At 48.4% G+C, this 24,782-nt stretch carries 21 protein-coding genes and 1 pseudogene; 11 read left to right on the forward strand and 11 right to left on the reverse strand.

The genetic code is table 11. The features are described 5' to 3' along the window. The first annotated feature begins 1 nt into the window (after position 1). Together AB8599_RS17335 and AB8599_RS17340 are read left to right on the forward strand one after the other, a co-directional pair. Positions 2-3,115, forward strand: a complete 3,114-nt coding sequence (locus AB8599_RS17335; protein ID WP_407334151.1) for an efflux RND transporter permease subunit — start codon at positions 2-4, stop codon at positions 3,113-3,115. Positions 3,116-3,270: 155 nt separating this feature from the next. Then, positions 3,271-3,762: a peptidylprolyl isomerase gene (locus AB8599_RS17340; protein WP_407334152.1), complete on the forward strand. Its 492-nt coding sequence runs from the start codon at positions 3,271-3,273 to the stop codon at positions 3,760-3,762. Positions 3,763-3,941: 179 nt separating this feature from the next. Here AB8599_RS17340 and AB8599_RS17345 read toward each other — a convergent pair whose 3' ends face one another. After that, positions 3,942-4,772 carry a M14 family metallocarboxypeptidase gene (locus AB8599_RS17345; RefSeq protein WP_407334153.1) on the reverse strand — a complete coding sequence of 277 codons (831 nt, stop codon included), beginning with the start codon at positions 4,770-4,772 and terminating at the stop codon, positions 3,942-3,944. 480 nt (positions 4,773-5,252) lie between these two features. Then, a pseudogene (locus AB8599_RS17350) lies at positions 5,253-5,792 on the reverse strand (Mobile element protein); the annotation flags it as partial. A 184-nt stretch (positions 5,793-5,976) separates the two neighbouring features. On the opposite strand from AB8599_RS17350, the gene AB8599_RS17355 reads away from it, so the two are divergent. Continuing rightward, on the forward strand, positions 5,977-6,306 hold the full coding sequence (locus AB8599_RS17355) for a DHCW motif cupin fold protein (RefSeq protein ID WP_407334154.1): 330 nt from the start codon (positions 5,977-5,979) through the stop codon (positions 6,304-6,306). A 57-nt stretch (positions 6,307-6,363) separates the two neighbouring features. Here AB8599_RS17355 and rlmF read toward each other — a convergent pair whose 3' ends face one another. Further along, positions 6,364-7,413 (reverse strand): 23S rRNA (adenine(1618)-N(6))-methyltransferase RlmF, encoded by a 1,050-nt coding sequence (gene rlmF / locus AB8599_RS17360; protein WP_407334155.1) that lies wholly within the window; start codon positions 7,411-7,413, stop codon positions 6,364-6,366. Positions 7,414-7,549: 136 nt separating this feature from the next. Next, positions 7,550-7,897, reverse strand: coding sequence for a YkvA family protein (locus AB8599_RS17365; protein ID WP_407334156.1), 348 nt, complete (start codon positions 7,895-7,897; stop codon positions 7,550-7,552). A 219-nt stretch (positions 7,898-8,116) separates the two neighbouring features. On the opposite strand from AB8599_RS17365, the gene AB8599_RS17370 reads away from it, so the two are divergent. Further along, complete coding sequence (locus AB8599_RS17370) at positions 8,117-9,145, forward strand: ion channel (RefSeq protein ID WP_407334157.1); 1,029 nt, start codon at positions 8,117-8,119, stop codon at positions 9,143-9,145. 135 nt (positions 9,146-9,280) lie between these two features. On the opposite strand, the gene AB8599_RS17375 is transcribed toward AB8599_RS17370, so the two are convergent. Further along, positions 9,281-10,243, reverse strand: coding sequence for a hypothetical protein (locus tag AB8599_RS17375; RefSeq protein ID WP_407334158.1), 963 nt, complete (start codon positions 10,241-10,243; stop codon positions 9,281-9,283). A gap of 207 nt (positions 10,244-10,450) precedes the next feature. Next, positions 10,451-11,527 (reverse strand): hypothetical protein, encoded by a 1,077-nt coding sequence (locus AB8599_RS17380; protein WP_407334159.1) that lies wholly within the window; start codon positions 11,525-11,527, stop codon positions 10,451-10,453. Between the two features lie 509 nt (positions 11,528-12,036). Between AB8599_RS17380 and AB8599_RS17385 the strand changes: the two genes are divergently transcribed. Next, a complete protein-coding gene (locus AB8599_RS17385) occupies positions 12,037-13,437 on the forward strand; it encodes a tryptophanase (protein ID WP_407334160.1) in 1,401 nt (466 codons plus the stop codon). A gap of 97 nt (positions 13,438-13,534) precedes the next feature. On the opposite strand, the gene AB8599_RS17390 is transcribed toward AB8599_RS17385, so the two are convergent. The 3 genes from AB8599_RS17390 to malX form a co-directional block, all read right to left on the reverse strand. Continuing rightward, positions 13,535-14,002 (reverse strand): Sbal_3080 family lipoprotein, encoded by a 468-nt coding sequence (locus tag AB8599_RS17390; protein WP_407334161.1) that lies wholly within the window; start codon positions 14,000-14,002, stop codon positions 13,535-13,537. Between the two features lie 105 nt (positions 14,003-14,107). Continuing rightward, entirely contained in the window at positions 14,108-15,280 is a 1,173-nt protein-coding gene (locus AB8599_RS17395; RefSeq protein ID WP_407334162.1) for a MalY/PatB family protein, read from the reverse strand. Positions 15,281-15,360: 80 nt separating this feature from the next. Next, positions 15,361-16,935, reverse strand: coding sequence for a maltose/glucose-specific PTS transporter subunit IIBC (malX, locus tag AB8599_RS17400; protein WP_407334163.1), 1,575 nt, complete (start codon positions 16,933-16,935; stop codon positions 15,361-15,363). 251 nt (positions 16,936-17,186) lie between these two features. Here malX and malI point away from each other — a divergent pair, with 251 nt between their 5' ends. From malI to AB8599_RS17430, 6 genes are all read left to right on the forward strand, one after another. Then, positions 17,187-18,200 (forward strand): Mal regulon transcriptional regulator MalI, encoded by a 1,014-nt coding sequence (gene malI, locus AB8599_RS17405; RefSeq protein ID WP_407334164.1) that lies wholly within the window; start codon positions 17,187-17,189, stop codon positions 18,198-18,200. A gap of 96 nt (positions 18,201-18,296) precedes the next feature. Further along, the gene (locus tag AB8599_RS17410; RefSeq protein WP_407334165.1) at positions 18,297-19,379 is read left to right on the forward strand and encodes a site-2 protease family protein; all 1,083 of its coding nucleotides are present in this window, start codon (positions 18,297-18,299) and stop codon (positions 19,377-19,379) included. 188 nt (positions 19,380-19,567) lie between these two features. After that, the gene (locus AB8599_RS17415) at positions 19,568-20,263 is read left to right on the forward strand and encodes a class I SAM-dependent DNA methyltransferase (protein ID WP_407334421.1); all 696 of its coding nucleotides are present in this window, start codon (positions 19,568-19,570) and stop codon (positions 20,261-20,263) included. Between the two features lie 240 nt (positions 20,264-20,503). Then, positions 20,504-21,016, forward strand: coding sequence for a DUF2589 domain-containing protein (locus tag AB8599_RS17420; protein WP_407334166.1), 513 nt, complete (start codon positions 20,504-20,506; stop codon positions 21,014-21,016). 48 nt (positions 21,017-21,064) lie between these two features. Further along, a complete protein-coding gene (locus AB8599_RS17425) occupies positions 21,065-21,760 on the forward strand; it encodes a DUF2589 domain-containing protein (protein ID WP_407334167.1) in 696 nt (231 codons plus the stop codon). Between the two features lie 338 nt (positions 21,761-22,098). Then, entirely contained in the window at positions 22,099-22,542 is a 444-nt protein-coding gene (locus tag AB8599_RS17430; RefSeq protein WP_407334168.1) for a hypothetical protein, read from the forward strand. Between the two features lie 120 nt (positions 22,543-22,662). Here the strand turns inward: AB8599_RS17430 and AB8599_RS17435 are convergent, their stop codons facing one another. Both AB8599_RS17435 and AB8599_RS17440 read right to left on the reverse strand, forming a co-directional pair. Further along, positions 22,663-23,826: a hypothetical protein gene (locus AB8599_RS17435; protein ID WP_407334169.1), complete on the reverse strand. Its 1,164-nt coding sequence runs from the start codon at positions 23,824-23,826 to the stop codon at positions 22,663-22,665. Positions 23,827-23,831: 5 nt separating this feature from the next. Then, a complete protein-coding gene (locus AB8599_RS17440; RefSeq protein WP_407334170.1) occupies positions 23,832-24,746 on the reverse strand; it encodes a hypothetical protein in 915 nt (304 codons plus the stop codon). Between the last annotated feature and the right edge of the window lie 36 nt (positions 24,747-24,782).

Consider the following 24,782-nt stretch of genomic DNA (forward strand, 5'->3'; position numbering starts at 1 on the left):
AATGAAATTTACCGATATTTTCATCCATCGTCCGGTCATGGCGGCGTCACTCAGTGTGTTATTGCTGTTACTTGGCTTAAACGCACTGAAAGATTTGCAAGTTCGCCAATATCCCGAAATGACCAACACGGTTATCACGGTCACTACCCCCTACCCGGGCGCAGATGCCAATCTGGTTGAAGGTTTTATTACGCAGCCCTTAGAGCAGGCATTAGCACAGGTGGATAACCTGGATTTCATGACCTCAGCCAGTCAACTTGGCAGTTCGAGCATTGTGCTTAACATGATGCTCAACACCAACCCTGAAGCCGCGCTGGCGAATGTGCTATCGCAAATTAACTCTGTCACTAACTTGCTTCCCAAAGAGGCTTACAACCCTTCGGTGACGTCATCAACGGGCTCCACCACGTCCATTATGTATATCTCGTTCTTTAGTGGTGATTTGAACTCCAGCCAGATTGCAGACTATTTAGAACGTGTGGTGAATCCCCAACTCTCAACCGTTAACGGCGTATCTAATATCGTCTTGATGGGAGGCGCGCCATTTGCGCTTCGAATATGGCCTGATCCGAAAAAGCTCGGGCAATACAACCTGTCGACGATGGATCTCGTCAACATTTTACAGCAAAACAACTACCAATCTGCTGTGGGGCAGTTCAACAGCTATTTCACGGTATTGAACAGCACCATAGACAGCCAAGTCGACACCGTAGAGGGGCTGAAAAATCTGATCATCAAGAGTCAAGATGGTCAGGTTGTGATGCTGCAAGACGTTGCTGAAGTGAACATGAGTAAAAGCAGCGACAGCTCTCGCGCACTGGCCAATGGGCGTGAAGCCGTGATCATCGGCATCAATGCAACACCCACGGCGAACCCGCTTGATGTTGCTGCTGGCATTCGCGTTCAGTTTGATTCCATTAAGCGCAATCTGCCTTCCACTATCGAAGCAGAGGTTCTGTATGACTCCACTTTGGCGATCACCGATTCCATTGATGAAGTGGTAAAAACCATCATTGAAGCCGCCGTGATTGTTATTGCCGTTATCTTGCTTTTCCTTGGTTCATTTCGCGCCGTGGTGATTCCTATTGTGACCATTCCGTTATCCTTGATTGGCGTGATGGCGGTAATGCAGGCCTTCGGTTTCACGCTCAATTTGATGACGTTACTCGCCATGGTTTTGGCCATCGGTCTGGTGGTAGATGACGCCATCGTGGTGGTGGAAAACGTCGATCGGCATATCAAGATGGGCACCAAGCCCTTCAAAGCCACGATTGAAGCAACCCGAGAAATCGCCATTCCGGTGATTTCGATGACAATCACGCTTGCCGCGGTATACGCGCCGATAGCGCTGATGGGCGGGGTGACAGGTGCGTTGTTCAAAGAGTTTGCACTAACGCTGGCAGGCGCAGTATTTATTTCCGGTTTTGTGGCGCTCACCTTGTCACCCATGATGTGTTCAAAAATGCTTAAACCTCACGCGAAACCGAGCAAGTTTGAATCCACTGTTGAACGCGTGTTGGGGGGATTAACCAAGCGCTATGAGCATGCGCTTCATGCTGTGTTAGATCACAAGCGCGTGGTGGTAGTCTTTGCCCTTTTCGTCTTGGTGTCGTTGCCTATCCTGTTTAGCTTTATTCCATCGCAGCTCGCCCCCGATGAAGATCAGGGCGTGGTTGTGGTGATTGGCAGCACGCCATCCACCTCCAACAACGACTACATCCAGTCCAATATGGAGTTGATTGGTAAAATCATTTCCGAACAACCTCAAGCAGAAGCTTCGCTTGCCATGATTGGCGTGCCTACCAGCAGCCAAGGTATTGCGATTGGCCCATTGATCCCATGGAGTGACCGAACTCAGAGCCAAAAAGAAATTTCGGCCACCATTAATACCGCTGCCAAGAAAATACCGGGCATTAATGCCACGGCCTACCAAATGCCGTCACTGCCTGGTGCGTCTGGTGGTTTACCGGTGCAGTTCGTGATCACCAGCCCTGCCGATTTCGAAACACTGTATAACATTGGTAGCAAAATGCTGGAGAAAGTAAAAACCAGTCCTTTGTTTGTGTATTCCGATGTGAACTTGAAATACGATTCAGGCTTGGTGCAATTAACCATCGACCGAGAAGCAGCCGGTGCGTATGGCGTGACCATGCAAGCAATTGGCGCCACATTGGGCACCATGATGAGCGGCGGCTATATTAACCGCGTCAACATTGATGGGCGCTCATATGAAGTTATTCCTGAAGTCGACCGTATCAACCGTGCTAATCCGCATTTGATTAGCCAGTTCTATGTCACGGCGCAAAACGGAGCGGCCGTTCCCTTGTCTAGCTTGGTGAGCTTTACCGTGAATGGACAGGCAAAATCGTTGCCACACTACAACCAAATGAACTCCATCTCGATTGAAGGCGTGCCTGCACCAAACGTAGCAATGGGTGATGCAATAAGCTTTCTCGAAAACCTTGCCGCCACCGACTTGCCGCAAGGCTATACCTACTCCTTCATGGGAGAGGCAAGGCAGTTCGTGGAAGAAGGTAGCTCGCTTTACCTGACTTTCGCTCTGGCTTTAGCGATTATTTTCCTTGTTCTTGCCAGCCAATTTGAAAGTGTCCGCGACCCATTGGTGATCATGTTTACTGTGCCCCTCGCCATCAGTGGCGCGTTGATTGCCTTAGCTTGGACGCACATTTCCGGCGAAACATCGATGAACATCTACTCTCAAGTCGGCTTGATTACCTTGGTCGGGCTTATCACCAAACACGGGATCTTGATGTGTGAAGTGGCAAAAGAAGAGCAGATCATGAAAGGCGTATCCAAGCAGGAAGCCATTGTAGAAGCGGCCACTGTGCGTTTGCGTCCGATATTGATGACAACGTCAGCCATGATTGCGGGCTTGATACCTCTGTTGTTCGCAACAGGGGCTGGTGCAGCGTCACGCTACAACATTGGTTTAGTTATCGTGGCCGGCCTTGCCGTGGGTACGCTGTTCACCTTGTTCGTACTTCCTGTGATGTACACCTATATCTCAGGCGGTCATAAACTTCATGAAGGTGAAATGGATGATGACCCAGAAGAACCCGACCCTATCAGTGATCAGCCTGAAACAAGCCACTAAAGAACGTTGATAGGCCTTAGACGGTAGATAAAAAAGCGCTCAGTCTTTTTGACTGAGCGCTTTTCTCGTTTAACCGCGTTGTCATCACTTCTTTTAATCTTTGGCTTTGTGTATATACTGCGCCCCTTTCATTTCTACCCAACGGCTTTCGACTTATGATCATCTTCACCACTAACTTTGGCGACATTGAAATCGAACTGGATTTGGACAAAGCGCCAGTCTCATCGAAGAACTTCTTAAAATACTGCGAAGAAGGTTTCTACGACAACACCATCTTCCACCGTGTGATCAAAGGGTTCATGATCCAAGGTGGTGGTTTCACGGCAAAAATGAAAGAAAAGCCGACTCACGCCCCTATCGTAAATGAAGCGAACCGTGGATTGAAAAACCGCATTGGTACCATTGCCATGGCACGCACGGATGCACCGCATTCTGCCACCGCACAGTTTTTCATTAACTTGGAAGACAACGACTTCTTGGATTACACCGCAGCCACTAACCAAGGCTGGGGCTATGCCGTATTTGGTAAGGTGACGGCAGGCATGGATGTGGTAAACAACATTGGCAACGCCATGACGACACGCGTTGCGGGGCATGATGACGTGCCTATGGATCTGATTGTCATCGAAAAAGTGACCATCAAATAAGGCGACCATCGTGAAAGTGGCGTTGGCGAAGACGATCAGCTCCGTTTCCAGATAACCACCTGATCAACGCCGAACAAAAGAGGCAGGTTCAATACCTGCCTTTGCCCTTTCTTGAGCCACGAGCAGCTCTGCGAGCCAACTCCCACTATCAGCTAACAACACGTGCTCAAATGCGTGAACTAGCCGTTGGCGCGAGGTCCCGAAAGCATTTCCAAAAAGGCGGTCATCACCGCCGCATTGGCCTGAATGCGTTGATCCAGATTCTGTTGGCCTGGGGTTTCGCTACAACAGCCAACACGGGCGCCACTGCGCACCAAAAAAGACTCAAACGACGTATCAAAGTGGTTGAAAATCACGCCATCTTTCACCGGACAGTTATCGATATCGCCATCGTTGGCAATGGGAAAGTAATGCCCTAGGGCATTTTTAAGGCCGTGACTAAATGGTCCCGGCGTCTGACTGGGTTCAAAGGTGTAAACGTAGGTGTCGCTCAAAAGAACATCTTCGTGGCAGGTCAATATGCCATCTCGACTTGCAGCCTGAAGCAGTTGGGCGTGTTCTAGTAAAATCTTGCCTTCGAAAGAGGTGTCATTCCCCGCCTTGGCCTCATCATTTTCAATAAAGAAGCCGCGATTGGGGTTCTCGCCAAGTTCATTAAATCGGTGGCCTCGGGCAAAGCCTGTAGGATTAACCAGTGGTAACAGGCTTAAGTTCACACGCTCAAACAAATGGGTATCCAACTGTGACAATAAATATAAAAGCCCCCAAGGCCCTGCAGCCTCCTCGCCGTGAAAACCTGCACTGATAAGCAGGTTTGGCCGATCGGCTTTCTGCGTCGGTGATTGCATCAGCCACAGAGGGTAACCTCCTACATCACCAAGCTTTTTGGCACTCAAGCTCAAACGGGTCACTTCCCGCTCCAACAACGCATAAAACCGGCTGATATCCGTGCTGTCGCACTCAAAAATATCGCTGTGCCAGACAAAGGATTCGAAGGGAGAACGGCTCATTGAATACATCCTTGTAATTTCTAACAACAAAATGGGAGGTCTTGCCAGCATACCAGCAAAGTTGAAAAACGAAATGACACTCAGTGGCTTAGATAACATGCTTTGAGTGGCTGTGTGTGGGATTTGTCCCTTTTTTCTTAGGTCAATTACTCAAAACAAAATGCGGATTCCCAATTCGCATTAAAAAATATCAGGGCAGTACAGCTACTTTTAGGGCATGTAAAAGTTGATAACACCATTCGCTATCTTGGTGTCGAGATCGAAGATGTGAAGCTTACTGAGACAGTCACCGTTAGAGAAAGGCAACAACTGATTTGTCGATAACCCTACTGTTATAAAGTTAGATATATAAGAAGGACACTCAATCTCCCCAAGTTACTAGATTTCTCATCAAATCTCACTAAATCTGGGTACGGGAGGCAGCATAAAAACAGGCGATTGCCTGTTAGTTGATGACGTTGGGGTTAGAAAGGAGAAGGTTTAGCCGTCGGGCAGTCTAAGCCCTGATATTCGCTTTCGGTTTAGTTGAGGTAATGCAGCTTTGATTGCAACATCGCTGCCCACTAGCCTGCCCCGCTCTATTTGGGTGCAAACTTCTAGCCAATCTGCGGGCTCAAAGCCGAGCCTTGAAAGAATAGGCGGTAAAGCGCTGTTGATATGCCTACGTTTGTTGTCCCGCATTTGCCTCCCTGTCCAGTCGACAAGTTCCAGATAATCCATTAATCGAAAGGGAATACCATCGGGCATGGGTTCGCGTGGATTGCCAACAAAGGGGAAAAGGTAGCGGGCGGTGTGTTGCTCTTTTCTCAACGCTTCAATCCGTGCTTTGACGGAGGTAAAAGCGGATTGCTCAGGTGTATCGGCAATCGCCGCACGAACGGGGTTTAAATCCACATACGCCATGGCTGCTGCCAGTGCTTTTTCATCAAGCAGCGCTTGGCTTTTAAAGCGACCTTCCCAAAAGTGACCCGTACATTGGTCTTCCCGATTCGCTTCCAAAGCGATGTGTTGATTGAGCACCTATGGATCCGATCACCATCCACAGTGTCACCATCCACAGTGTCACCATCAAGTAAGGTTTGTATCCTCTTTAAGATAACAGGCAGATAAAAACCTCACACGACTCGCTGTTGCGCAAATCATGTGGTTAACTCACCCTTGACTTAGCCGATTCAAATCGACACTCACAAGGAAGGGTTAACACATGGAAATAAACGATTTGCCATTTGGCACAACGGATTGGGAAGCCATACCGCCCACCGAACACGCTGGCGAAACGGGGGTGGCAATTTGGCGCACCCAACAGTTTGGCGATATCAGAGTGCGAATTGTTGAATACTCAGCAGGCTACCTTGCTGACCATTGGTGTGCTAAGGGACACATTCTGTTTTGTCTTTCTGGCGAACTCACCACCGAGCTTGATGACGGTAGCATTCACGTATTGAAGCCCGGCATGAGCTATCAGGTGGCGGATAACGCTGAAGCGCACCGCTCTTCCACCACCGTTGGCGCAAAGCTGTTTGTGGTTGATTGAGTATCGCACGACGAGAACAACCAACCGCGTTTCAGGTAGCAATGAGCTCAATCTTTGCTAAACGGCGAGATGACTCCACCCACTACACCACAACGTTCTCTCGTCTTTGTCCAAAAACGTCCAAGCCACCACGCGGGTGATCTTCTGGCCTTGTGCCATTTCAATAGTGCGGATATCTTTCACTTTTACGGCTTTCAATGCTTGGTTGATGGCTGGCAGGTTTTCTTTTTTCGACACCATGGTAGTGAACCATAGGCATTGGGTTTTAAACTCTGCACTTTGTTCGATCATGCGTTTGATGAACGCGGCTTCCCCACCAGGACACCAAAGCTCTGCGTTTTGGCCACCAAAGTTTAGAACAGGCTTGCCCTTCCCTTTGTTGATGCCTTTTACGTCTGCGTGTGACATGGCGTGAGAGGCTGTTCCCTTATCACCGCCTTTCTTAAGCGCATTGGCAGCAAGGTTGCGAACTTTGCGCTCAGAGCCTTTGGTCGCTTCTTCCATTGACGTGTGGAATGGCGGATTACACATGGTGAAATCAAAGCGGTCTTTGGCGTTAATCATGCCCGTGAAAATGTGGTCAGGGTTGCTTTGCAATCGGCACTGAATGCCACCTTTCAATGTTGGGTTCGCGTCCACCAGCAGCTTGGCGCTTTTTACAGAAATCGGATCAATGTCTGCGCCAACAAATTGCCAGCCGTACACACGATGGCCAACCATAGGGTAAACGCAGTTTGCGCCCATGCCGATATCCAGACCTTTAATTGTTTTGCCCTTTGGAATACTGCCGTTGTGAGTCTCAGCAAGAAGGTCTGCGATATAGTGTAGATAGTCAGCACGTCCCGGAATCGGCGGGCACAAATAGCCTTTAGGAATGTCCCAAAAGCTGATTTGGTAGAAATGGTTCAACAAGGCTTTGTTGAGGGTTTTGACCGCGTCGGGATTGGAGAAATCCACTGACAACTCACCAAACGGATTTTTCTTCACAAAGGCATTGAGTGAAGGGGTACTTTTTACCAATGCGGGGAAGTCATAGCGAGCACGATGCGGGTTACGCGGGTGCAGGCCTTTTTTCTGTTGTGAAGATGTTTTGCTCGGTTTTGCCATGTTGACGCCTAATCGATGCTGTCCGAAAATTGCAGGGCTGGCATTCTACGCATTCAGTCTCTTAAGCGTTAGCGATAAATGCGCGTTGTCTGCGATAAATAAAGGCTGCCAAGGATAATTGCAAAACCAATGTTGATCACTTTATCTTCTTGAACCAGTTCTCAAGCTTCTCGGTCGCTTTCTCACCATGTTCATTTTTGACATGCATGACAACTGCCGCTGCGGCAGCCACCAGCACTCCCAAATCGTCTGAGAAACCCACGGCAGGGACAAGGTCAGGTATGGCATCTATGGGCGTAATGAAGTAACCGAGCGCAGCGAAGATAGTGGTTTTCGCCCACTTGGGTGTGTCGTCATCCGTGGCGGAATAGTAGAGCCTAAGCGCTTTTTCCAACACTTCGTAACCAGCTTTTTGCGCAAAATCACGCGTTTTTGTCCAGAAGCTATCTTCTGAATACTCATCAAGATATTTGTTATCACTCATGGCAGTTTTCCTCTTAATATCCGCCTTCATATCCGCGCAACCTCAATATACTTGGGTACATCATGATGACTCGACCTTAGCGGGAAAGTTTCAGCGCAGCCAGCACTAAGATGAGAACTTTTTCACAGTCAACAGAATTGAGAAATTGGCATTGTGATTAGGCTGTTATAGTGTGCGGCTAAATTTAATAGAAAAGACACACGTGAAGGAAAACGGCTGATGACAAAGTGGTACATGGTTCGCCGATGGATCACCTCTCAATTTCAGCATTTGAGCGGTAAGCACGTCGCCGTTGCGGTATTTGCTTATGCCGCAGTGAGTTGGGCCTTGCTTAAAGCAGCGGGAGAGCAAGAACTCACCACACCAATTGTTGATTTTGTTTACTATTTACTCGTGACTGCGTCGACGGTCGGATATGGCGATATGTCGCCACAAACAGACGCAGGCAAATGGGTTGTTGCCCTGTTCGTTATTCCCTGCGGGTTAGGTATTTTTGCCATAGGTGTTGGGCGGTTAGCAGGTATTGCTCTTCAATTTTGGCGTAAAGGATTAACAGGAAAAAGGAGCGTTGACGTGTCTGACCACATTTTAATTTTGGGCTGGAATGAAAGCCGTACCCTACACCTCATCGACATGTTGCTTCATGAAGAAAAAAACAAGCGCCCTATCGTGCTTTGTGTCCGTGCAGAGATTGAGAACCCACTGCCGAAAGACATCGATTTTGTTCGCACCACCAGTTTCACCGATGAGACGGCCATGGCACGAGCAGGCGTTCAAAATGCGAGTTGCATCATCATTGATAACCCAGAAGATGACATTACTTTTGCGGCGGCGCTGTTCTGTGCAAGCAAGAATCCCGACGCGCACATTTTGGCATATTTTCAGGAAGAGGTGCTGAGTAATCTTTTGAAAACGCACTGTCCGAAAGCAGAATGTATTCCATCGGTATCGGTGGAGATGATGGCAAAATCGGCGGTCGATCCGGGCTCTTCCGAACTGCATCACGAACTGCTAAACACCCGAAAAGGGATGACTCAGTACGCAGTACACTACCCGGCGGATGCCAAATACACCACGGTGAATGCACTGTTTTTGCGCATGAAAGAAAAACATGATGCCACGTTAATTGGCATTCGCCGTGATAGTCATGTGCAGCTTAACCCACCGCTCGGCGCAGAAGTAAAACCGAACGATTTGTTGTTTTACATTGCTGATGAGCGTGTGTCGGATTTTAGCTGGGAACACTGATTCACATAAGGCTGAGTTCGCTAGTAACATGCCTAGTTTCAACACATAAAGAAAGGGAGCGATCATCGCTCCCTTTTCAGTTTTCAAATGCATCCGAAATCGCTAGATGCTGATTGGCAATCTCAGCAAAAAGCCTTATTCCTGATGAAGGGTTCTGCGCAAATTACGGCGGACTAAATAGCCAAGCTCTCTGCCTTGCTTGCCAAGGTAAGCGCCAAGTAAGCCACCAAATCTCGCGCCATCTTTCGCACCTTCATAAACCAAATCAAACAGGTTGTTTTCCATTTCTGTCAGATAGTTACTGCGATCATCACTCTCATACCACGCCTGAGTCTGTGCATTTAACGGCGCATCAATCAAGGTCAGTTTTTTCTCAAGCGGCAGCTTAGATAACATCTGGTTCATGAGTTTAAGCAGGTTAAACGGACGAGGCGCTTCATCGCGGCGCGAGAATTCTGCCGCGTAACAAACGGGCGCAATTTCGAGGCCAGATTCATCCAACATGCAGTGGCGCAATAAGGTGGCTGTGCTTTCAGGCCAAATTTCCACTTCAGGTGACGGGCTGTCAACAATATAGCCCCACTCATACCCATAGCTCGCAGCATCCACTTTGTTCAGTCCGACAACCAATCGGCTATCTAGCTTATCGCCCAGCGCAGGCACAAGCACTTCGGTGATCAAACGATAACCACTGTTGAGGTTTCTTTCTGCTGCATCCAACACCACGACAACCATATCAATAAGCGGATTTCCGTCACCGTCTCGCTCGGTCAACGTCGCAGCCAACTGCATGTCGAGCATGGCGTCTTGCTCTGCATTGCCCGTGTGCCCCGGATAATCCCAAACCACGAGATTACCCATTTCATAACGACCAGTATCAGAAGAGTTCTTCTCTATCCCGTCTAATGCGCCACCAAACAGTGCCTTGATCGTGGATGTTTTGCCAACACCTTGTGGCCCAGCAAACAGGATGTTCAGGGGTTGTGCTTCCAATTGATGCAAACGAAGTTGCAGTGCTGCCTTTTTGAATTCATCCAGCAGCGACGAATGGCTGATGTCCATGGCCAATTGTCGAGAAAATACGGTGCTATTTTGCATGGGGTTGCCCTCAATGAGTACTACGTAACCAAATGCAACTATAAGCAAAGCAACCGAGTGAATCTGTCTCGGTATTGATAGCCATTAACAATTTGTTTACTTACAGGTTGCCGTGCGGAATATATTTGAGGGACAATCAGGAGGACGATAGCCCTAGCGGCAAGCCCTCCAGCATGTTTTCGCTTAGAATGAGTCGATTAACCGATGTTAAATCGTGATACCCATTTGTGCGCGAATCGTGTCTGACACTATGTCGCCCAACGCGCGTCCATGACGCCCTAAAAAAGCTCCGAGTTGGCCGCCGAACCGATCACCGTCTCTCGCTCCTAGATGTAAGCTATCAAAGCAGATATTCTCGACGCTTTGCAGGTAAATCATTTTTTCATCGTGATCACGCCACTGGTCATCACCACGAGTAAGTGGTTGATTAAGAAAAGTTATCCGCTTTTCTTCCGGTAGGCTCGCCAGCATATTGACCATCAATTTTTGTAAGTTAAACGGACGGCCATTTGGTGACTCTCCCGCCAACGCGCTGTAAGCCAACGGGCGGGTTTGAATGCCAGTGTTGTGCCATAAACGATAGCGCAGCGTAGCCGCTGTGCAGTCTAGCCAAATTTCCGCATCCAGTGGCATTAGCTCATTCGCCCGTGTGCCGCGGATATGTCTGGCGACTTTGTCAGCTTTGTTCATCACGATCATTAAACGGTTTTCTGGCATCGCACCCAGCATGGGAACAATGGAATGGCAAATATCCAAGTAACAATCGTCAATGTTGCTATTGGCAGCATCCAACACCACGACCACCTGATCGATGAGCGGCGTGTTGTCAGTGTCAGTTTCTGACAGCAAAGCGCCAACCTCACTCCAAAATTGCGGGGCAGGATCATTTCCATTGGGCAGATCGGCCTGCCACACCGTGAACTGATTCAGTTCATGACGGCGGAGCGCCGCGGGAGGAGCGTAGCTACCACCGTTATTCAAATCATCGGCTTGCCAATCGTGCTCTCCAAACAGTGCCCGCAAAGTTGCAGATTTCCCAGCGCCTTTTGAACCGATGATCAAAAGATTGAGTGTGTTTTTAGAAAGCACCTGAATGCGACGCTCAATACGTGCTTTGTAGCTAGCATCCATATCTGTAGATGCTAAAACCTGCCGCGCTATCGCATCAAGAAAAGGCAAATTGGTCATCGTGTTCGACGCTGGCTTCTTGCCAGATTCGGACAGTGGCGAGCGAAAAATTGTCGTATTAAAAATCGATGTGTTGACGTGGTTTTCAAATTGCATAGCGCGGGCTCTCCTCTCCATTGGAATCACTGCTGAACCGTTATGCTCTGCTCACACTATATGCATGGATTTGGCTAACAATGTGTCTCGCACTTGATAGGATGGAAAAGTTTTCCCCTGCAACAGAGTGATATCAACCGATTTCATCGCGGAATCACACAGTTGCATTCACCGCTAAATTTGACTAAGTTATCAACAGTTGCAATCAAATCATCTATAGCCACAGCATCAAGGAGGATAGCGAATGAATACGTGCACGCATGATGACAGCGCAGTGCTATTCCACTGGTACAACAACGATATCCAACTCGCCTACGACTTCCCTCGCGATTGATCCTCGCTGACGCGCTCGCGTCGACATTTCATCTCTTTTAAACACATTGTATTTGCTCGCACGTCCCTTTTTTATTGGGGTCGGTTTGTGGTTTCTTCGCTTTCTTGATCGCTCACTGAGCGAATCATCAGGCGGAAACACACCGTCCGTGCGAGCGCAAAAAAGGATCAATCCTATGAAACGCTTACCAGAACCGTTCCGCATCAAAATGGTTGAACGCATCAAAATGACCACGCCAGAGCACCGCGAACAAGCACTACAAACCGCAGGGCTCAACCCGTTTTTGCTCAAGAGCGAAGATGTGTACATTGACCTGCTGACCGATTCCGGCACCGGCGCCATGAGCGATAACCAGTGGGCAGGCATGATGTTGGGCGATGAGGCTTATGCAGGCAGCCGCAACTACTACAACTTGTGTGATGCGGTAAAACACTTCTTTGGTTATGAACTCACCGTGCCAACTCACCAAGGGCGTGGCGCAGAGCAAATTCTGTTCCCTTGTTTAATTGAACGGATGCGTCAGGTACGCGGGGGCACAAACCCTGTATTTATCTCGAACTACCATTTCGACACCACGGCAGGTCACGTTGAAATGAACGGTGGCAAGGCGATAAACGTACTGACAGAGAAAGCGTTCGACACCGACACCTATGATGATTGGAAGGGCAATTTTGACCTCGATAAATTACGCGACACCATCGCGCAATATGGTTCGCATAACATCGCAGCTATTATCACCACGGTCACCTGCAACAGTTCTGGCGGTCAACCGGTTTCCATGGCCAACATGCGCGAGGTTTACCAAATCGCCAAAGCAGCCGACATTCCGGTGGTGATAGATTCTGCACGCTATTGCGAGAACGCATGGTTTATCAAACAGCGTGAAACGGGTTACGAAAACCACTCAATCACTGACATCATCCGAGAGATGTACACGTACGGCGATATGCTAACCATGTCGGCCAAGAAAGACCCACTGGTGAATATCGGCGGACTTTGCTGTGTACGTGACCACGAAGAGTTGTTTCAAGCGGTACAAACACGCTGTGTGCCAATGGAAGGTTTCATCACCTATGGCGGGATGGCTGGCCGTGATATGGAAGCACTGGCGAGAGGCTTACACGAAGGTGCGGAGGAAGATTACCTTAACTACCGTATTCGCCAAGTGGAATATTTGGGCGAGCGTTTACGTGAAGGTGGCATTCCCATTCAATACCCAACAGGCGGCCATGCGGTGTTTGTGGATGCAGGAAAATTGCTGCCACATATTCCTGCAGCACAATTCCCCGGCCATGTTCTCGCCAATGCACTTTATGTGGAAGCCGGGATTCGCGCGGTAGAAATCGGTTCGTTACTCCTTGGGCGAGACCCTGCTACTGGCCAGCAAAAGCCATCACCGATGGAGCTGATGCGCCTCACTATTCCCCGTCGCGTATACACCAACGATCACATGGACTATATCGCCGACGCGTTGATTGAACTGAAAGACAAAGCCGCGTCGCTCAAGGGGTTAGATTTCACCTATGAACCGTCGGTGCTCAGGCACTTTACGGCGAAGTTTAAAGAAATTAGCTAGAGGTAATATGTCTGCAAAACAGCCCGTAAATCGGGCTGTTTTTTCTATACACTCCCTCAATACAATCAATGATATACCGCTCATAAAGAGGGATTTATTACATCTGATCACTTTCTATTTTCTGTTGTGCTTCTGACAGGCTTGCTTCACCGAACAATAGCGACATCATCATTTGGATGCGTTTGTCATCATCGCCGTATTTAGAAAGGTTTCCGTTGTTGGGCGCTTTGAATGTCACCTCGCCAACTTTCTCGCTATTTTTATAGGCTTTGATTTTGGCATCTGCGACAAAGGTTCTGAAATCCCAACTCCAACGCGAAATATAGGTCAGCGTCAACGCGGCGACATCGTGCGGCGTCCCTTCGTTGACCACATTGCATTGCTTTCCTTCATCCATACACCAGGTCAACATGTTATCGAGGAAAACACTTCGAGTGGCATTGTGCTTCACGATAGTGACATTTTCCGTTTGGTTGTCAGCGCTAATTGCTTCAACCGTGTATTTAGGGCCCGCACACCCTGCAAGCAAAGCAACAACAAAACCCGCAGCGATTACCTTCTTCATTCTTGAATCCCTTCTTATTGAAAATAAGAACCTAAACCAGCTTTTGTGAATCAACAAGGGGGATGATGCAAATTTTGTCGGCTTCTCATTCCATCAACACTAAGCCTATTGCAGCCCAATCGCCCCCACCAGCGCATCCAGTCCTGCTTGCACTTTCGCTCGAGGACAGCCAAGGTTTAATCGCACATAGCCTTTCCCTGACTCGCCATAAACGCCGCCGTCCATGATGGCGACATTGAAGTGCTCAATCAGGTCACTTTGTAGTTTTTGCATATCGAGATTCAACGCAGAAAGATCGATCCATGCCAAATACGTCGCATCAGGCACCTGATATTCAATGCTATCGAAAGCACTATTCAACGTATCGCGCACCAGTTCATGACTTTCTTTCACATATGCATTCAGCGCTGTTAGCCAAGTTTCACCGTGGTTATAAGCTGCCATCATCCCGATGACGCCCATAATTGATGGGGACGATAGTCCGTCGACTTCTTTCAATTTGAACAAATAATCATTGCGTGATTGCTCATGGGGAATAAACGCATACGCGCCATTGAGCGCCGGAATATTGAAAGACTTAGACGCCGAAGTCACCAATGCCCAACGCTGTTTCATGCCAAAACCCAACCATGGCGTATGTGCTTTGAACGCAACATCCATGTGGATTTCATCGGAGATCAGCGCGACATCGTGCTCGTCGCAAAGCGCAGCAATGCGCATCAGTTCTTCGCGGCACCATACTCGCCCCGTCGGGTTGTGTGGGCTGCACAGCAAGAACACTGTGGTGTCAGGCTGGGCAATCTGCTGCTCCAATAACGGCCAATCAATGTCCCAACCGCTGTCGGTTTTTAGTAACGGGTTGCGAACACAGCGACGCCCTGCACCTTCTACCAGCTTATCGAATGCGTCATAAGCTGGCGTTTGAAACACGATACCGTCACCGGTATGGCTCCATTTTTCAATCAACTTGGCGATGATGTAAATCACCGATGGGCCATAAACAAGGGCGTTTTTATCTATTTGGGTATCGAATCGGCGCTGATACCAGCGTTCAATCGCGCCTTTGAAATCGTCGTGATTCCAACGGCTATAGCCCAGCACCGGATGCTCTAAACGTGCTTTTAATGCATCGATCACGGCGTCTGGTGCCGCGAAATCCATGTCTGAAATGGTGAACGGTAACAAGCCCGCTTTGCCAAATCTGTCCTGCACATAATCCCATTGCGTGCAGTAAGTGCCCATGCGGTCAACCGGCGTATCAAAATTCATTGTTGTCATTTTTCTCATCCACACAAACAAGAAAACCCTCGGTCTGACTTTGACCGTCAATCCGAGGGTTTTAGGGGGAAACCGTTTAATTAGCTCGCGGTCATCAGCGCTTGCATTTCATTCTTCACAAGGTGTACTTGCGTCCCAATAACCACTTGCAGGCTATGTGCATCGAGCTTCACCACACCCAGTGCGCCGTAAGCTTTCAGCTTGTCTGCATCCACCAAATCCATGTTGTCGACCGTTAAACGAAGGCGAGTAATACAGTTATCTAGCGAAGTGATGTTACCTTTACCACCTAGCGCTTTTAGAATCGCTGCACCTTTACCAGATTCGTTGATGAATGCTGCTTCTAGCTCACCATCTACTTCCGCAGTATCGACTTCACGACCTGGTGTTTTCAGGTTGAACTTCAAAATCGCGAACTTAAATACGGTGTAGTAAACCGCGAACCATGCCGCTGCAACCACAGGCACCAAGTACCACTTCGTTGCCGTACCTTGCAGTACGCCGAACACCAAGAAGTCGATGATATTGCCGTCGGTGTTACCAATGGTCACGTCCAGCAAGCCCATTACCATAAAGCCAAGGCCAGTCAGAATTGCGTGAACCACATACAGCACAGGGGCAACGAACAGGAACAAGAATTCCAATGGCTCGGTAATACCACCCACCACACACGCCACCACACCAGAGATCAGCAGCGCTTTAATCTTTGAGCGGTTTTCAGGTTTAGCACAGTGGTACATCGCCAATGCTGCGCCCGGCAGACCGCCAAGGAATGCTGGCATCTTGCCTTGAGAGAGGAATGCGGTCACTTCTGGGGTGAAACCAGTGGTTTCTGCACACGCTAGCTCAGAGTAGAAAATATTCAGTGCGCCAGAAACTGTCTCGCCACACACTGCCATGGTGCCACCCGCTTCGGTAAAGCGAACCAGTGCCACCAGAATATGGTGCAAACCGATTGGCAGCAGAAGACGCTCACCCGTACCGAACAGCATTGGGCCAAAAGCACCAGCACTTGCAATCAAGTTACCAATACCGTTGATGCCTGCCGCAAAGTAAGGCCACACGAAGGGAACCAGCACACCGACCACACCCAGTGTGATAGCCGAAATGATAGGAACGAAGCGTGCACCACCGAAGAATGCCAGTGCATCGGGCATTTTGAAGGTGTAGAAGCGCTGATGCAGTCTAGCAACGATAATACCGACCATCACCGCACCCAAAATACCGGTGTCGATAGATTCAATACCGATGATGCTTTTCACGCCATACGCTTTGCTCGCCACTGGGTCGCCAAGCACGTTGGCCACAGTCAGGAAGAAGTTGATAGCAAGGTTGAACGCGGCATAGCCAACAAAGCCTGCAAAGGCAGCAACACCTTTTTCTTCACGCGCCATGCCAAGTGGAATCGCAATGGCGAACATAACAGGCAAATAAATGAATGCCACCAAGCCAATCTTGGTCATCCACATGAACAGGTATTGAAGCAAGATGTTATCTAAAAAGGGGATGGCCTCACGGATTGCCGCGCTCGACAGCGAACTGCCGACCCCAAGCAAAATACCCGAGAATGCAAGGAGTGCCACAGGCAGCATGAAGGTTTTACCAAGGCTTTGCAGAAACTCCCACATAGTGGTTTTTGTCGCTTTGTTCGTCATAACAACTCTCCGAAACATGAGAACATGACAGAAGTGACGGGTCATCGGACCAGCACACTGAATAAGTGATTTCGGGGCCATCATAGGGAAATAAAATTTAGGTAAAACGTTTTATCAAAACTTTTGTGATCTACGTATCTACGCTTAATCCACAAATTTGATCGGGTTTATAAAACGGCAAAATATCAGTATCCTTTCGAGGTAAAACGTTTTATCAAGGCAGCCTGCCCTAAGACCAAAAAGGAAAACACTTGAAGAAAGTGACGATCACGGACGTGGCGGAACATGCTGGCGTTTCTGTTACCACAGTGTCGATGGTGCTCGGAAACAAAGGGCGGATATCGGCAGATACCATTGAAAAGGTAAACAACGCAGTTGCTGCGCTTGGCTATGTGCGCAATCGCGCCGCCGCAAACTTGCGCTCCAACAGCAGCGAAATCATTGGGCTGATCCTCAAAGACATCAGCGACCCTTACTACGCGCAAGTGGCCGCTGGCCTTTGCGAAGAAACGGAAAAGCAAGGCTACATGGTGTTTTTAACCCAAAGTGGCGATGAAGCCAAATTTGAACAATGCGTACTCACCATGGCAAGGCAAGGTGTCGGTGGCATTGCTTTCTGTCCAGCCAATGAAAACCAACACGTGGATGTGGACGCATTAAAAGCCCATAACCTACCACTCGTGTGCATTTCTCGCGCTTCAGTGAATCAGCAAATTGATTATGTTGGCCCCGATAACGCCAGCGCTGCCAAAATGGCAACGGAGCATTTGATCAATCAAGGGCATCGTCGCATTGCATATGTGGGTGGAAAAATCAGTTCACTCTGTCGCGCCGAACGCGTAGGCGGATATTGCAGTACCTTGATGCAGTTTGGCTTGCCATTCAAACCTGAGTGGGTAGTGGAGTGTGACGCAGGGCAAGCGCCCGCCGCTAATGCGGTCGAACAGTTACTGATCAATCATCCGCAAATCAGTGCGGTGTTATGTCACTATTCGTCGACCGCGGTTGGGGCGGTACAAGGCATTCATCGCCTTGGGCGCTCTGTTGGCACCGACAATCTTTTTAATAAGCAAATCTCAATTGTCGGGTTTGATGCAGTCCAAGAAGCTGAGTTGTCAGAGCCCCCGATTACTTTCGTTAATTCTGATGCGAAAGAGATTGGCCGCCAAGCGGCAAAGCGTCTGATTGAACAGTTTGAAACCAGCGATACTGTCGCCCGTAAAGTGATTGTCGCCCCCACCTTGGTCAATGCCAACACAGAGTAATCCGCTTTAGGGCGCATGCGCCCTTCAGTTCTTTTCGTCCCCCTCAAAAAACTGCTACATTAGCGCCCATCATTTATCAGATTTAATTACATCATTTTGGAATTATTCAATATTTCGTGCATGGGCAAGCCACTGCGCTTGGAAGGCTCTTTAGCAGGCTGGCAAGCGCTTTACTGGGACAACCAACTCGTGTCTCAACTTGCCGCCAGTGCCGACCCAGACGGCGAGAAAACCCATACCTTTCAGCTTACTGCCGATGACAGCATCATCACGGTGGATGTCTCTACCGATATCCATTGGCAACCTTTCAAAGTCGACTATCGTGTGACCGTTGATGGCGAGGTCATTGAATCTGGCTCACGCAATGAAAAAGACATTGAACGTCAGCAGCCTGTCGTGACACCCCAAACGAAACCAAAATTCAGCGTTGTGGGTTTGGCCTCACTCGGCTTCAAGCTTTTAAAAAGCGCCAAAGTCATCAAGGTAGTGTTGGCGGGTGCCAGTGTTGCGGCTTATTCGTGGCTGTTTTCTTGGCAGTTTGCATTGGCGTTGATCGCTTGCCTTGTCGTGCATGAATACGGACACATTCGCGCCATGAAATACTTCGGCATGAAAACCAAAGGCATTTACTTGATCCCGTTTATGGGCGGTTTGGCGCTGTCTGATGAAAAAATAAACACCCGCTGGCAAGACGTGGTTATCTCCATCATGGGGCCAACATTTGGTTTGTTCATGTCGTTATTAGCCATGGTGGCGTATTGGATCACAGGCAACATATTCTTTGCAGGCATCGCGACCTTTAACGCCCTGCTTAACTTGTTTAACTTGCTGCCTATCCTGCCGCTGGACGGCGGGCACATTCTTAAAAGCATCAGCTTTTCAATGAACAGTATTGCGGGCTTAGTGGCCTGTATTGCAGGTGCTGCCGTCGGTGTGTACGTCAGTTACGCATTTGGCTTGGCGCTACTGGGTTTTCTTCTGTTGATTGGTAGTGGTGAGATCATTTTTGAATGGAAGTACCGCCATCGCACGCATTTATTGCCGCTTAACCGCTACGGCCAAATTTTCAGCACCCTTTGGTATTTTGCTACCGTTGCTTCGCTGATTGGCGTGATCATCTATTTCGCCACCAAAGGCGATGACATGTTGGCACTGCCGTTGATGATTTTGCAAAGCTAACTTTCCATTCTTGTCCACGTTGAACGCCAGCCTATGCTGGCGTTTTTATTGCCACAAAAAACGTTAACCACTTCGCAAAACAGTGCAAACGGTATAGTATTCGCCACCTTCATTTTTCCTGGTGAATTTGCTTGAACACACAGCCCTCCACTGCGCTCTATTCTGACCTGTCTGGTTATTACGATTTGATGTGCGCAGACATTAACTACCAACAACAGAGTGACTGTGTACGCAGACTCCATCAACTGTTTGGTAGTGAAGGAAAAACCCATTTAGACCTTGCATGTGGCACGGGCCCGCATGTGCGTTTCTTCATCGACAATGGCTACCAAAGCAGTGGATTGGATCTAAATCAGCCTATGCTGGATTTAGCGAAACAGCGCTGTCCTGAAGCCCAATTCTCGCTGCAGAACATGTGTGATTTTGTGGTTGATGAACCTTACGATTTGATCACCTGTTTTCTCTATTCGATTCACTACAGCGGCAGCCTAGAACAGCTTAACGCCTGCATTAAACGCGTGCATGCCGCGCTGAAACCAGCCGGCGTCTTCTGTTTCAACGCCGTTGAGAAAAAACTGATCAACAATGACTCTTTCGTTCGCCACAGCGTGGAGCACGAAGGCAGCCACTTTGTGTTCAAATCAGGATGGTTTTATGGTGGGAATGGCGACAAGCAAGCGCTCAAGCTCAGCATTGAAAAAACCACCAACAAAGTGACCGAAGAATGGCACGATGATCACCCGATGGTCGCGGTCGGATTCGATGAGCTGACAGCGCTACTTGAGCCGTATTTCGATGTGACGATTTTAGAGCACGATTACGACAAATTGCTGCCGTGGGACAACGCATCTGGCAATGCGATATTTACCTGTGTGAAGAGATAGCCACATACCCAAATAACCTTACTATGCCGACCCAAACGTCGGCATTTTTGTATTTAATTAATTTTGCGCCTTGCTTTCTGAAAAATATTTCTCAACACCCACTCACTTCTTCGTTCTATATTTCACTCTCTTAGCTCTACATTTCCCTGCTGTTATACCCTCTATTCCAAATCCGATTTGTGTTAATCCAATTCAAACCCAAAACTGAACCCAACAGAATAAAAAACAAAGGAACAACCCATGATTAATTTTAACGCTTTGGTTTCAGCCGTTCATTTGAGCGTAGCTAAAGCCAATCAGGCGTTACAAAGCGAAAACCAAGAGTTGATCAATCGTTTCTTTGATGCAGTTACTGAGGACGATAAAGGGGTATTAACCAGTGGTGAAATGCCAGATAACAGCGGCAGAACGAGCTATCGCCCCAAATATGTCACCATCGAGTATCCAACCGAAACACCAAGCGGCATGGAAACATTACATATTGATGTTCCACTGCTAACCATTGTTCCAATGAGCAGCCCAAGAATTAGTGAAGTGAAATTTAAAGCAAACCTAGAAGTTAACGTGAATGAAAATGACACCCTTGAAGTTTCATTCGCGAAAAATAATAAAAAAGGGTTATTCAAATCAGACGAAGTATCTAATCCCGTGGCGGAATTGGAAATTACCATTAATGCCGATGAGCCACCAGAGGGCCTGAAAAAATTAATTGAAGGCTATGAACGCGCATTGAGAGCACAGATCCCAGGTTAAATGGGTCACGCTTAAATTTGCGATTATTCAACCATCAGGAGAAACACCATGCCAGACGTTAAAACTGGGCCAGCGTTGGTCTCAATGGCACAGCAATTCACAGGATTGCCAATGCGTGCATTGATTGGCGGCCCATTAAACGCCGCCGCTCAAGCCAACAGCATGATGGCCGTGACACAGACCAAGTTCATGTTGGACACCTGCTTCAGTAAAAACACCGATTCAGGTGACAAAGGCAAAGAGACTCTCACCCCCATCATGGTGACGATGCAAATTACGCGAGGCGTCATTACCGAAGGAGAGGCGAAACAGGGAGAGGCGCCGGAAGTCAATGTCACAGACGTTACCACGCAATTTGATGTCCCCCTTTTGACGATTGTTCCACTCAATTCTCTTGGTGTGGATAACGTACAGATTGATTTCGAAATGGAAGTGAAGTCCAGCTATTCCGACGAATCTTCGCAATCGTCATCAAGCAGCACCAGCGAACAAGGCAGTTTCGACGCCAAACTGGGTGGCGGTTGGTGGTCAGTCGAAGTAAAAGGCAGCGTCAGTCATGACAGTCAATCTGCTTCTTCACAAAAATCGTCTTACCAGAAGAGTAACAGCGCCAAGTACACGGTAAGCGTTCATGCAGGACAACTCTCACTGCCGCAGGGTGTTACCACCATTATCCAGGCGTTTACTAACAGCATTAGTCCCATCACGCTTGGGTCTGCAAAATCCGGGGACAAAGCGGCGTAATTAACGTCTTTGTTTCTCAACACACTTTGGAATGATGTTGTTATCCACCCGGCTGAGGCCAACCGGAGTCTTTGATTCTTTGACTCAGCCGGATTTTTTTAGTTGGAGTGACATGATGAAAAGCCAGTTACCTTGCCCTGACTGCCAAACCAGTATCTCCTTTGATGTAAATCTACTTTTGTCCGGCACTGCGTTTTCATGCCCAAACTGCACATTGAGCTTTAACCTGGCCCCTTCTAGTCAGCCGCAGCTAAGCAAAGCAGTAGAAGGATTCACCAACCTACAGCGGCTCAGTCAAGAAGCAAAATCAGCATCGCTTAACGCGATAGGAGCGTGATATGAAACATTTTAATGCTTCATCCCTATTTATTCTCACCTTGCCCGCTGTCGCCCTGCTATTTGTCGGCTGCAGTAAGTCAGAAAGTGACAACCCAGACACAACGCTGGATGTGAAAGCCGCACTGAAAAGTGGTTTAGTGATCCGAGCCGGGCAATGTTCAGCCACGGCTTTTAAAAACGGCAGTGGCGTCCACGTGTCGGGAGATGGCGATACCATTTCTGGGTTAAGTGTCAATTGCACCACCCAAACCAGTGACAAAGCAAAATACACCAATTATCTGACCGGCATCACGGGTTACAACCAGTACTGCGTATCAACAGTGGCTGGGTTGAACGGCGTGGGTGCAAAGGTAGAACCTGACCCACTCCCCAACAACGCCGATCATTGTTTGCTGTCCGGTAAGGCGAGCAAAATCTCAGGCAAACTCGCGAAGTACCCGTAATAAAAAACGACGTTTATACCCAAACAATCTCAAGATGCTTGGGTATAATTCTCTCCATTAAACGTATTAAACGTCGTTAAACTCCTTACTCAAAAGACACATAGTCCCGAAGCCGCTCTGCTACTCGCCAGCAATGGCTGCCCACGTCAGTAACACACTGTTAAAGCTGCTATAGAAACCACAACGCTGATAGATAATGCCAGACCAATTGCCGCGCACGGACTCTGGGATCGGGTGACCTGACGCGGTGTGCGTCACCACAATGGGATCCGAAACATTGCGAATGAACGCATATTCCACCCCCGCGCGCTCAGCCTGGTGGGCTATTACCGCATCATCCATCTCTAAAAAGCAGTAAGGATCGTGGGGCTCTTCTCCTTCAATGAAGTAGTAGTCCGTCGTCAACAACGGCTGGTTTTTACACACTTTCACCTGTGCCTGCTTGAGGTTATCGGGGTTAAGAGGAGGGTTGATCAGATCATCATAAGTATATGTTGTGGCATCATCGCAAGGTTCAATCGGCGGGTCGGTTAGTGGGCTTTGGTTAAGCGCAACAATCGCATCTGCAATCGTGTCAGCATTCCAAACTTGGTCCATCGCAAACATCAGGCTGTCACGTGTAGCTTTGTACAAGCCTTCTGAAGGAAACCACGTTTTGCAGGTAAACGTTTGGTGGTTGTAATCGCAACCACTATTTTCCGGCTTTTCTAACTGAATGTGACCACTGTTTGTCACAATAGCTGCACCCAACATATCGGTGATTGAGCCACCACCAGCGGTACCGGTTGAGAGGATTTTTTTCGCGCCCGATTTTTCGAGCAAGATATCTATCACCGCTTCTAACCCTGTAATCCAAGGCGGATGCGCGAGATGAGCCTGTGACTTCACTAACAACACCCTCTGCTGATGTCCCTCCCCGTTATCGATCCCAACCAGTTGGAAATAAAACAGCGGTTCCATATCCGGCGAGTCAGTGTAGGCAGTAATGTCGTGGCTATCCGTGTAGCCAAACCAGTGACTTCGCCATTGCGTGTCATCAGGGAAACGGCGCTCTGCGCTATTTAGCATCACATGATCAAGTGCCGACCATTCAGCCGATGTCCATGTCACAACAATCATATCCGCTTGCGGAAATTGGCCAGCTTCAATCACAAGAGGTTTTGGTGCAGCTTGGCGTATGGCCTGCCAATCAATCACAGGCAGAGGAATTTTATTGGGAATAGTAGCCAGCAATAGCGGCGCGCTGATGTTGATGTTGATGTTGATATCAGTAAAACGGTTCACTGTGTTTACCCCTCGCTTTGAAGCATAAGAATAAGCAATCGTTTTTCCAATTGCGCGGTATGATGCAGTGAAATGTTTGCAGCCTGTTGACAGGTATGCATTAACGCCCAGCCCTCACAATCACCATCAAATCGGTTGAATGTCATGACACCCTTGGGCTGATAGGTGAAAAAGTAGGGGTTGTGGTGCACATCGTAAAACGTTTGCACCTTGGTTAAGCTCAACATTTCCGCCGAAGCAGGCTGATTCAATACCGGATGTGAACCCTGATCAATGTTATCCATAAAATGATCGATGTTCACTTTAAGGTATTTTTCGTTGGTTTTAATAAAGAAGTTCTCCGCACCTAAACGAAAAAACGAAAACCGCGTCCAACCCTGAGCCCAAGTGGCCGACCACGTCTTCTGCGCGTAAAGCGGAGAATAAGCGGGTGCCACGATTTGAAACTTCACCACGTCGCCCGTGTCTTTGTTGTAAGCGACGAAGAAAACATCGTTGCGATAATAAAGGGGCTGCACAGTGGTAAAGCCTTTGCCCACGCGAATCGACGTCACAGGCGTGATAGTCACCGCTTCGCTGTCGAAACGGTAAAAATGCACAGTGTCAGCATCGTGATGATAAGAAAGCAACCAAGGCTGACCACCAAAGTAAAAGCCTTGAAGCGTATCTATGGGTTCATTAACAGGGATAGCGACAACGGGCTCAAAATAGCTATTTTTTTCAGCGTGATAAGTTCTGCATACCATCAACGAATCTGGATTTTTCTGCGCGAAGATTGAAAACGATATGCCATTAACGTCAACCGTGGCGCTTGCCGTAACAGCCTCACACTGCGACGCAATATGAACCGTTGGCAGCGTTGTTAATTGCAAGGCATTATCCGGTAATACGGTCACCTCGATGAGTGTATTTGTGTTCATGATTCACTCCTTTTTTTGCCTGTATCTTGTTGATGA

It is taken from the genome of Enterovibrio litoreus, assembly GCF_045679545.1.
GTDB lineage: Bacteria > Pseudomonadota > Gammaproteobacteria > Enterobacterales > Vibrionaceae > Enterovibrio.

What these genes read in the sequence shown, in the direction of transcription:
- AB8599_RS17370 (WP_407334157.1), top strand. Translation starts at nt 8,117, where the DNA reads ATGACAAAGTGGTACATGGTTCGCCGATGGATCACCTCTCAATTTCAG.
- AB8599_RS17440 (WP_407334170.1), bottom strand. Translation starts at nt 24,746, where the DNA reads ATGAACACAAATACACTCATCGAGGTGACCGTATTACCGGATAATGCC.
- AB8599_RS17385 (WP_407334160.1), top strand. Translation starts at nt 12,037, where the DNA reads ATGAAACGCTTACCAGAACCGTTCCGCATCAAAATGGTTGAACGCATC.
- AB8599_RS17420 (WP_407334166.1), top strand. Translation starts at nt 20,504, where the DNA reads ATGATTAATTTTAACGCTTTGGTTTCAGCCGTTCATTTGAGCGTAGCT.
- AB8599_RS17430 (WP_407334168.1), top strand. Translation starts at nt 22,099, where the DNA reads ATGAAACATTTTAATGCTTCATCCCTATTTATTCTCACCTTGCCCGCT.
- AB8599_RS17375 (WP_407334158.1), bottom strand. Translation starts at nt 10,243, where the DNA reads ATGCAAAATAGCACCGTATTTTCTCGACAATTGGCCATGGACATCAGC.
- AB8599_RS17340 (WP_407334152.1), top strand. Translation starts at nt 3,271, where the DNA reads ATGATCATCTTCACCACTAACTTTGGCGACATTGAAATCGAACTGGAT.
- AB8599_RS17365 (WP_407334156.1), bottom strand. Translation starts at nt 7,897, where the DNA reads ATGAGTGATAACAAATATCTTGATGAGTATTCAGAAGATAGCTTCTGG.
- AB8599_RS17425 (WP_407334167.1), top strand. Translation starts at nt 21,065, where the DNA reads ATGCCAGACGTTAAAACTGGGCCAGCGTTGGTCTCAATGGCACAGCAA.
- AB8599_RS17395 (WP_407334162.1), bottom strand. Translation starts at nt 15,280, where the DNA reads ATGACAACAATGAATTTTGATACGCCGGTTGACCGCATGGGCACTTAC.
- AB8599_RS17345 (WP_407334153.1), bottom strand. Translation starts at nt 4,772, where the DNA reads ATGAGCCGTTCTCCCTTCGAATCCTTTGTCTGGCACAGCGATATTTTT.
- AB8599_RS17335 (WP_407334151.1), top strand. Translation starts at nt 2, where the DNA reads ATGAAATTTACCGATATTTTCATCCATCGTCCGGTCATGGCGGCGTCA.
- malX (WP_407334163.1), bottom strand. Translation starts at nt 16,935, where the DNA reads ATGACGAACAAAGCGACAAAAACCACTATGTGGGAGTTTCTGCAAAGC.
- AB8599_RS17390 (WP_407334161.1), bottom strand. Translation starts at nt 14,002, where the DNA reads ATGAAGAAGGTAATCGCTGCGGGTTTTGTTGTTGCTTTGCTTGCAGGG.
- AB8599_RS17415 (WP_407334421.1), top strand. Translation starts at nt 19,568, where the DNA reads ATGTGCGCAGACATTAACTACCAACAACAGAGTGACTGTGTACGCAGA.
- AB8599_RS17380 (WP_407334159.1), bottom strand. Translation starts at nt 11,527, where the DNA reads ATGCAATTTGAAAACCACGTCAACACATCGATTTTTAATACGACAATT.
- rlmF (WP_407334155.1), bottom strand. Translation starts at nt 7,413, where the DNA reads ATGGCAAAACCGAGCAAAACATCTTCACAACAGAAAAAAGGCCTGCAC.
- AB8599_RS17355 (WP_407334154.1), top strand. Translation starts at nt 5,977, where the DNA reads ATGGAAATAAACGATTTGCCATTTGGCACAACGGATTGGGAAGCCATA.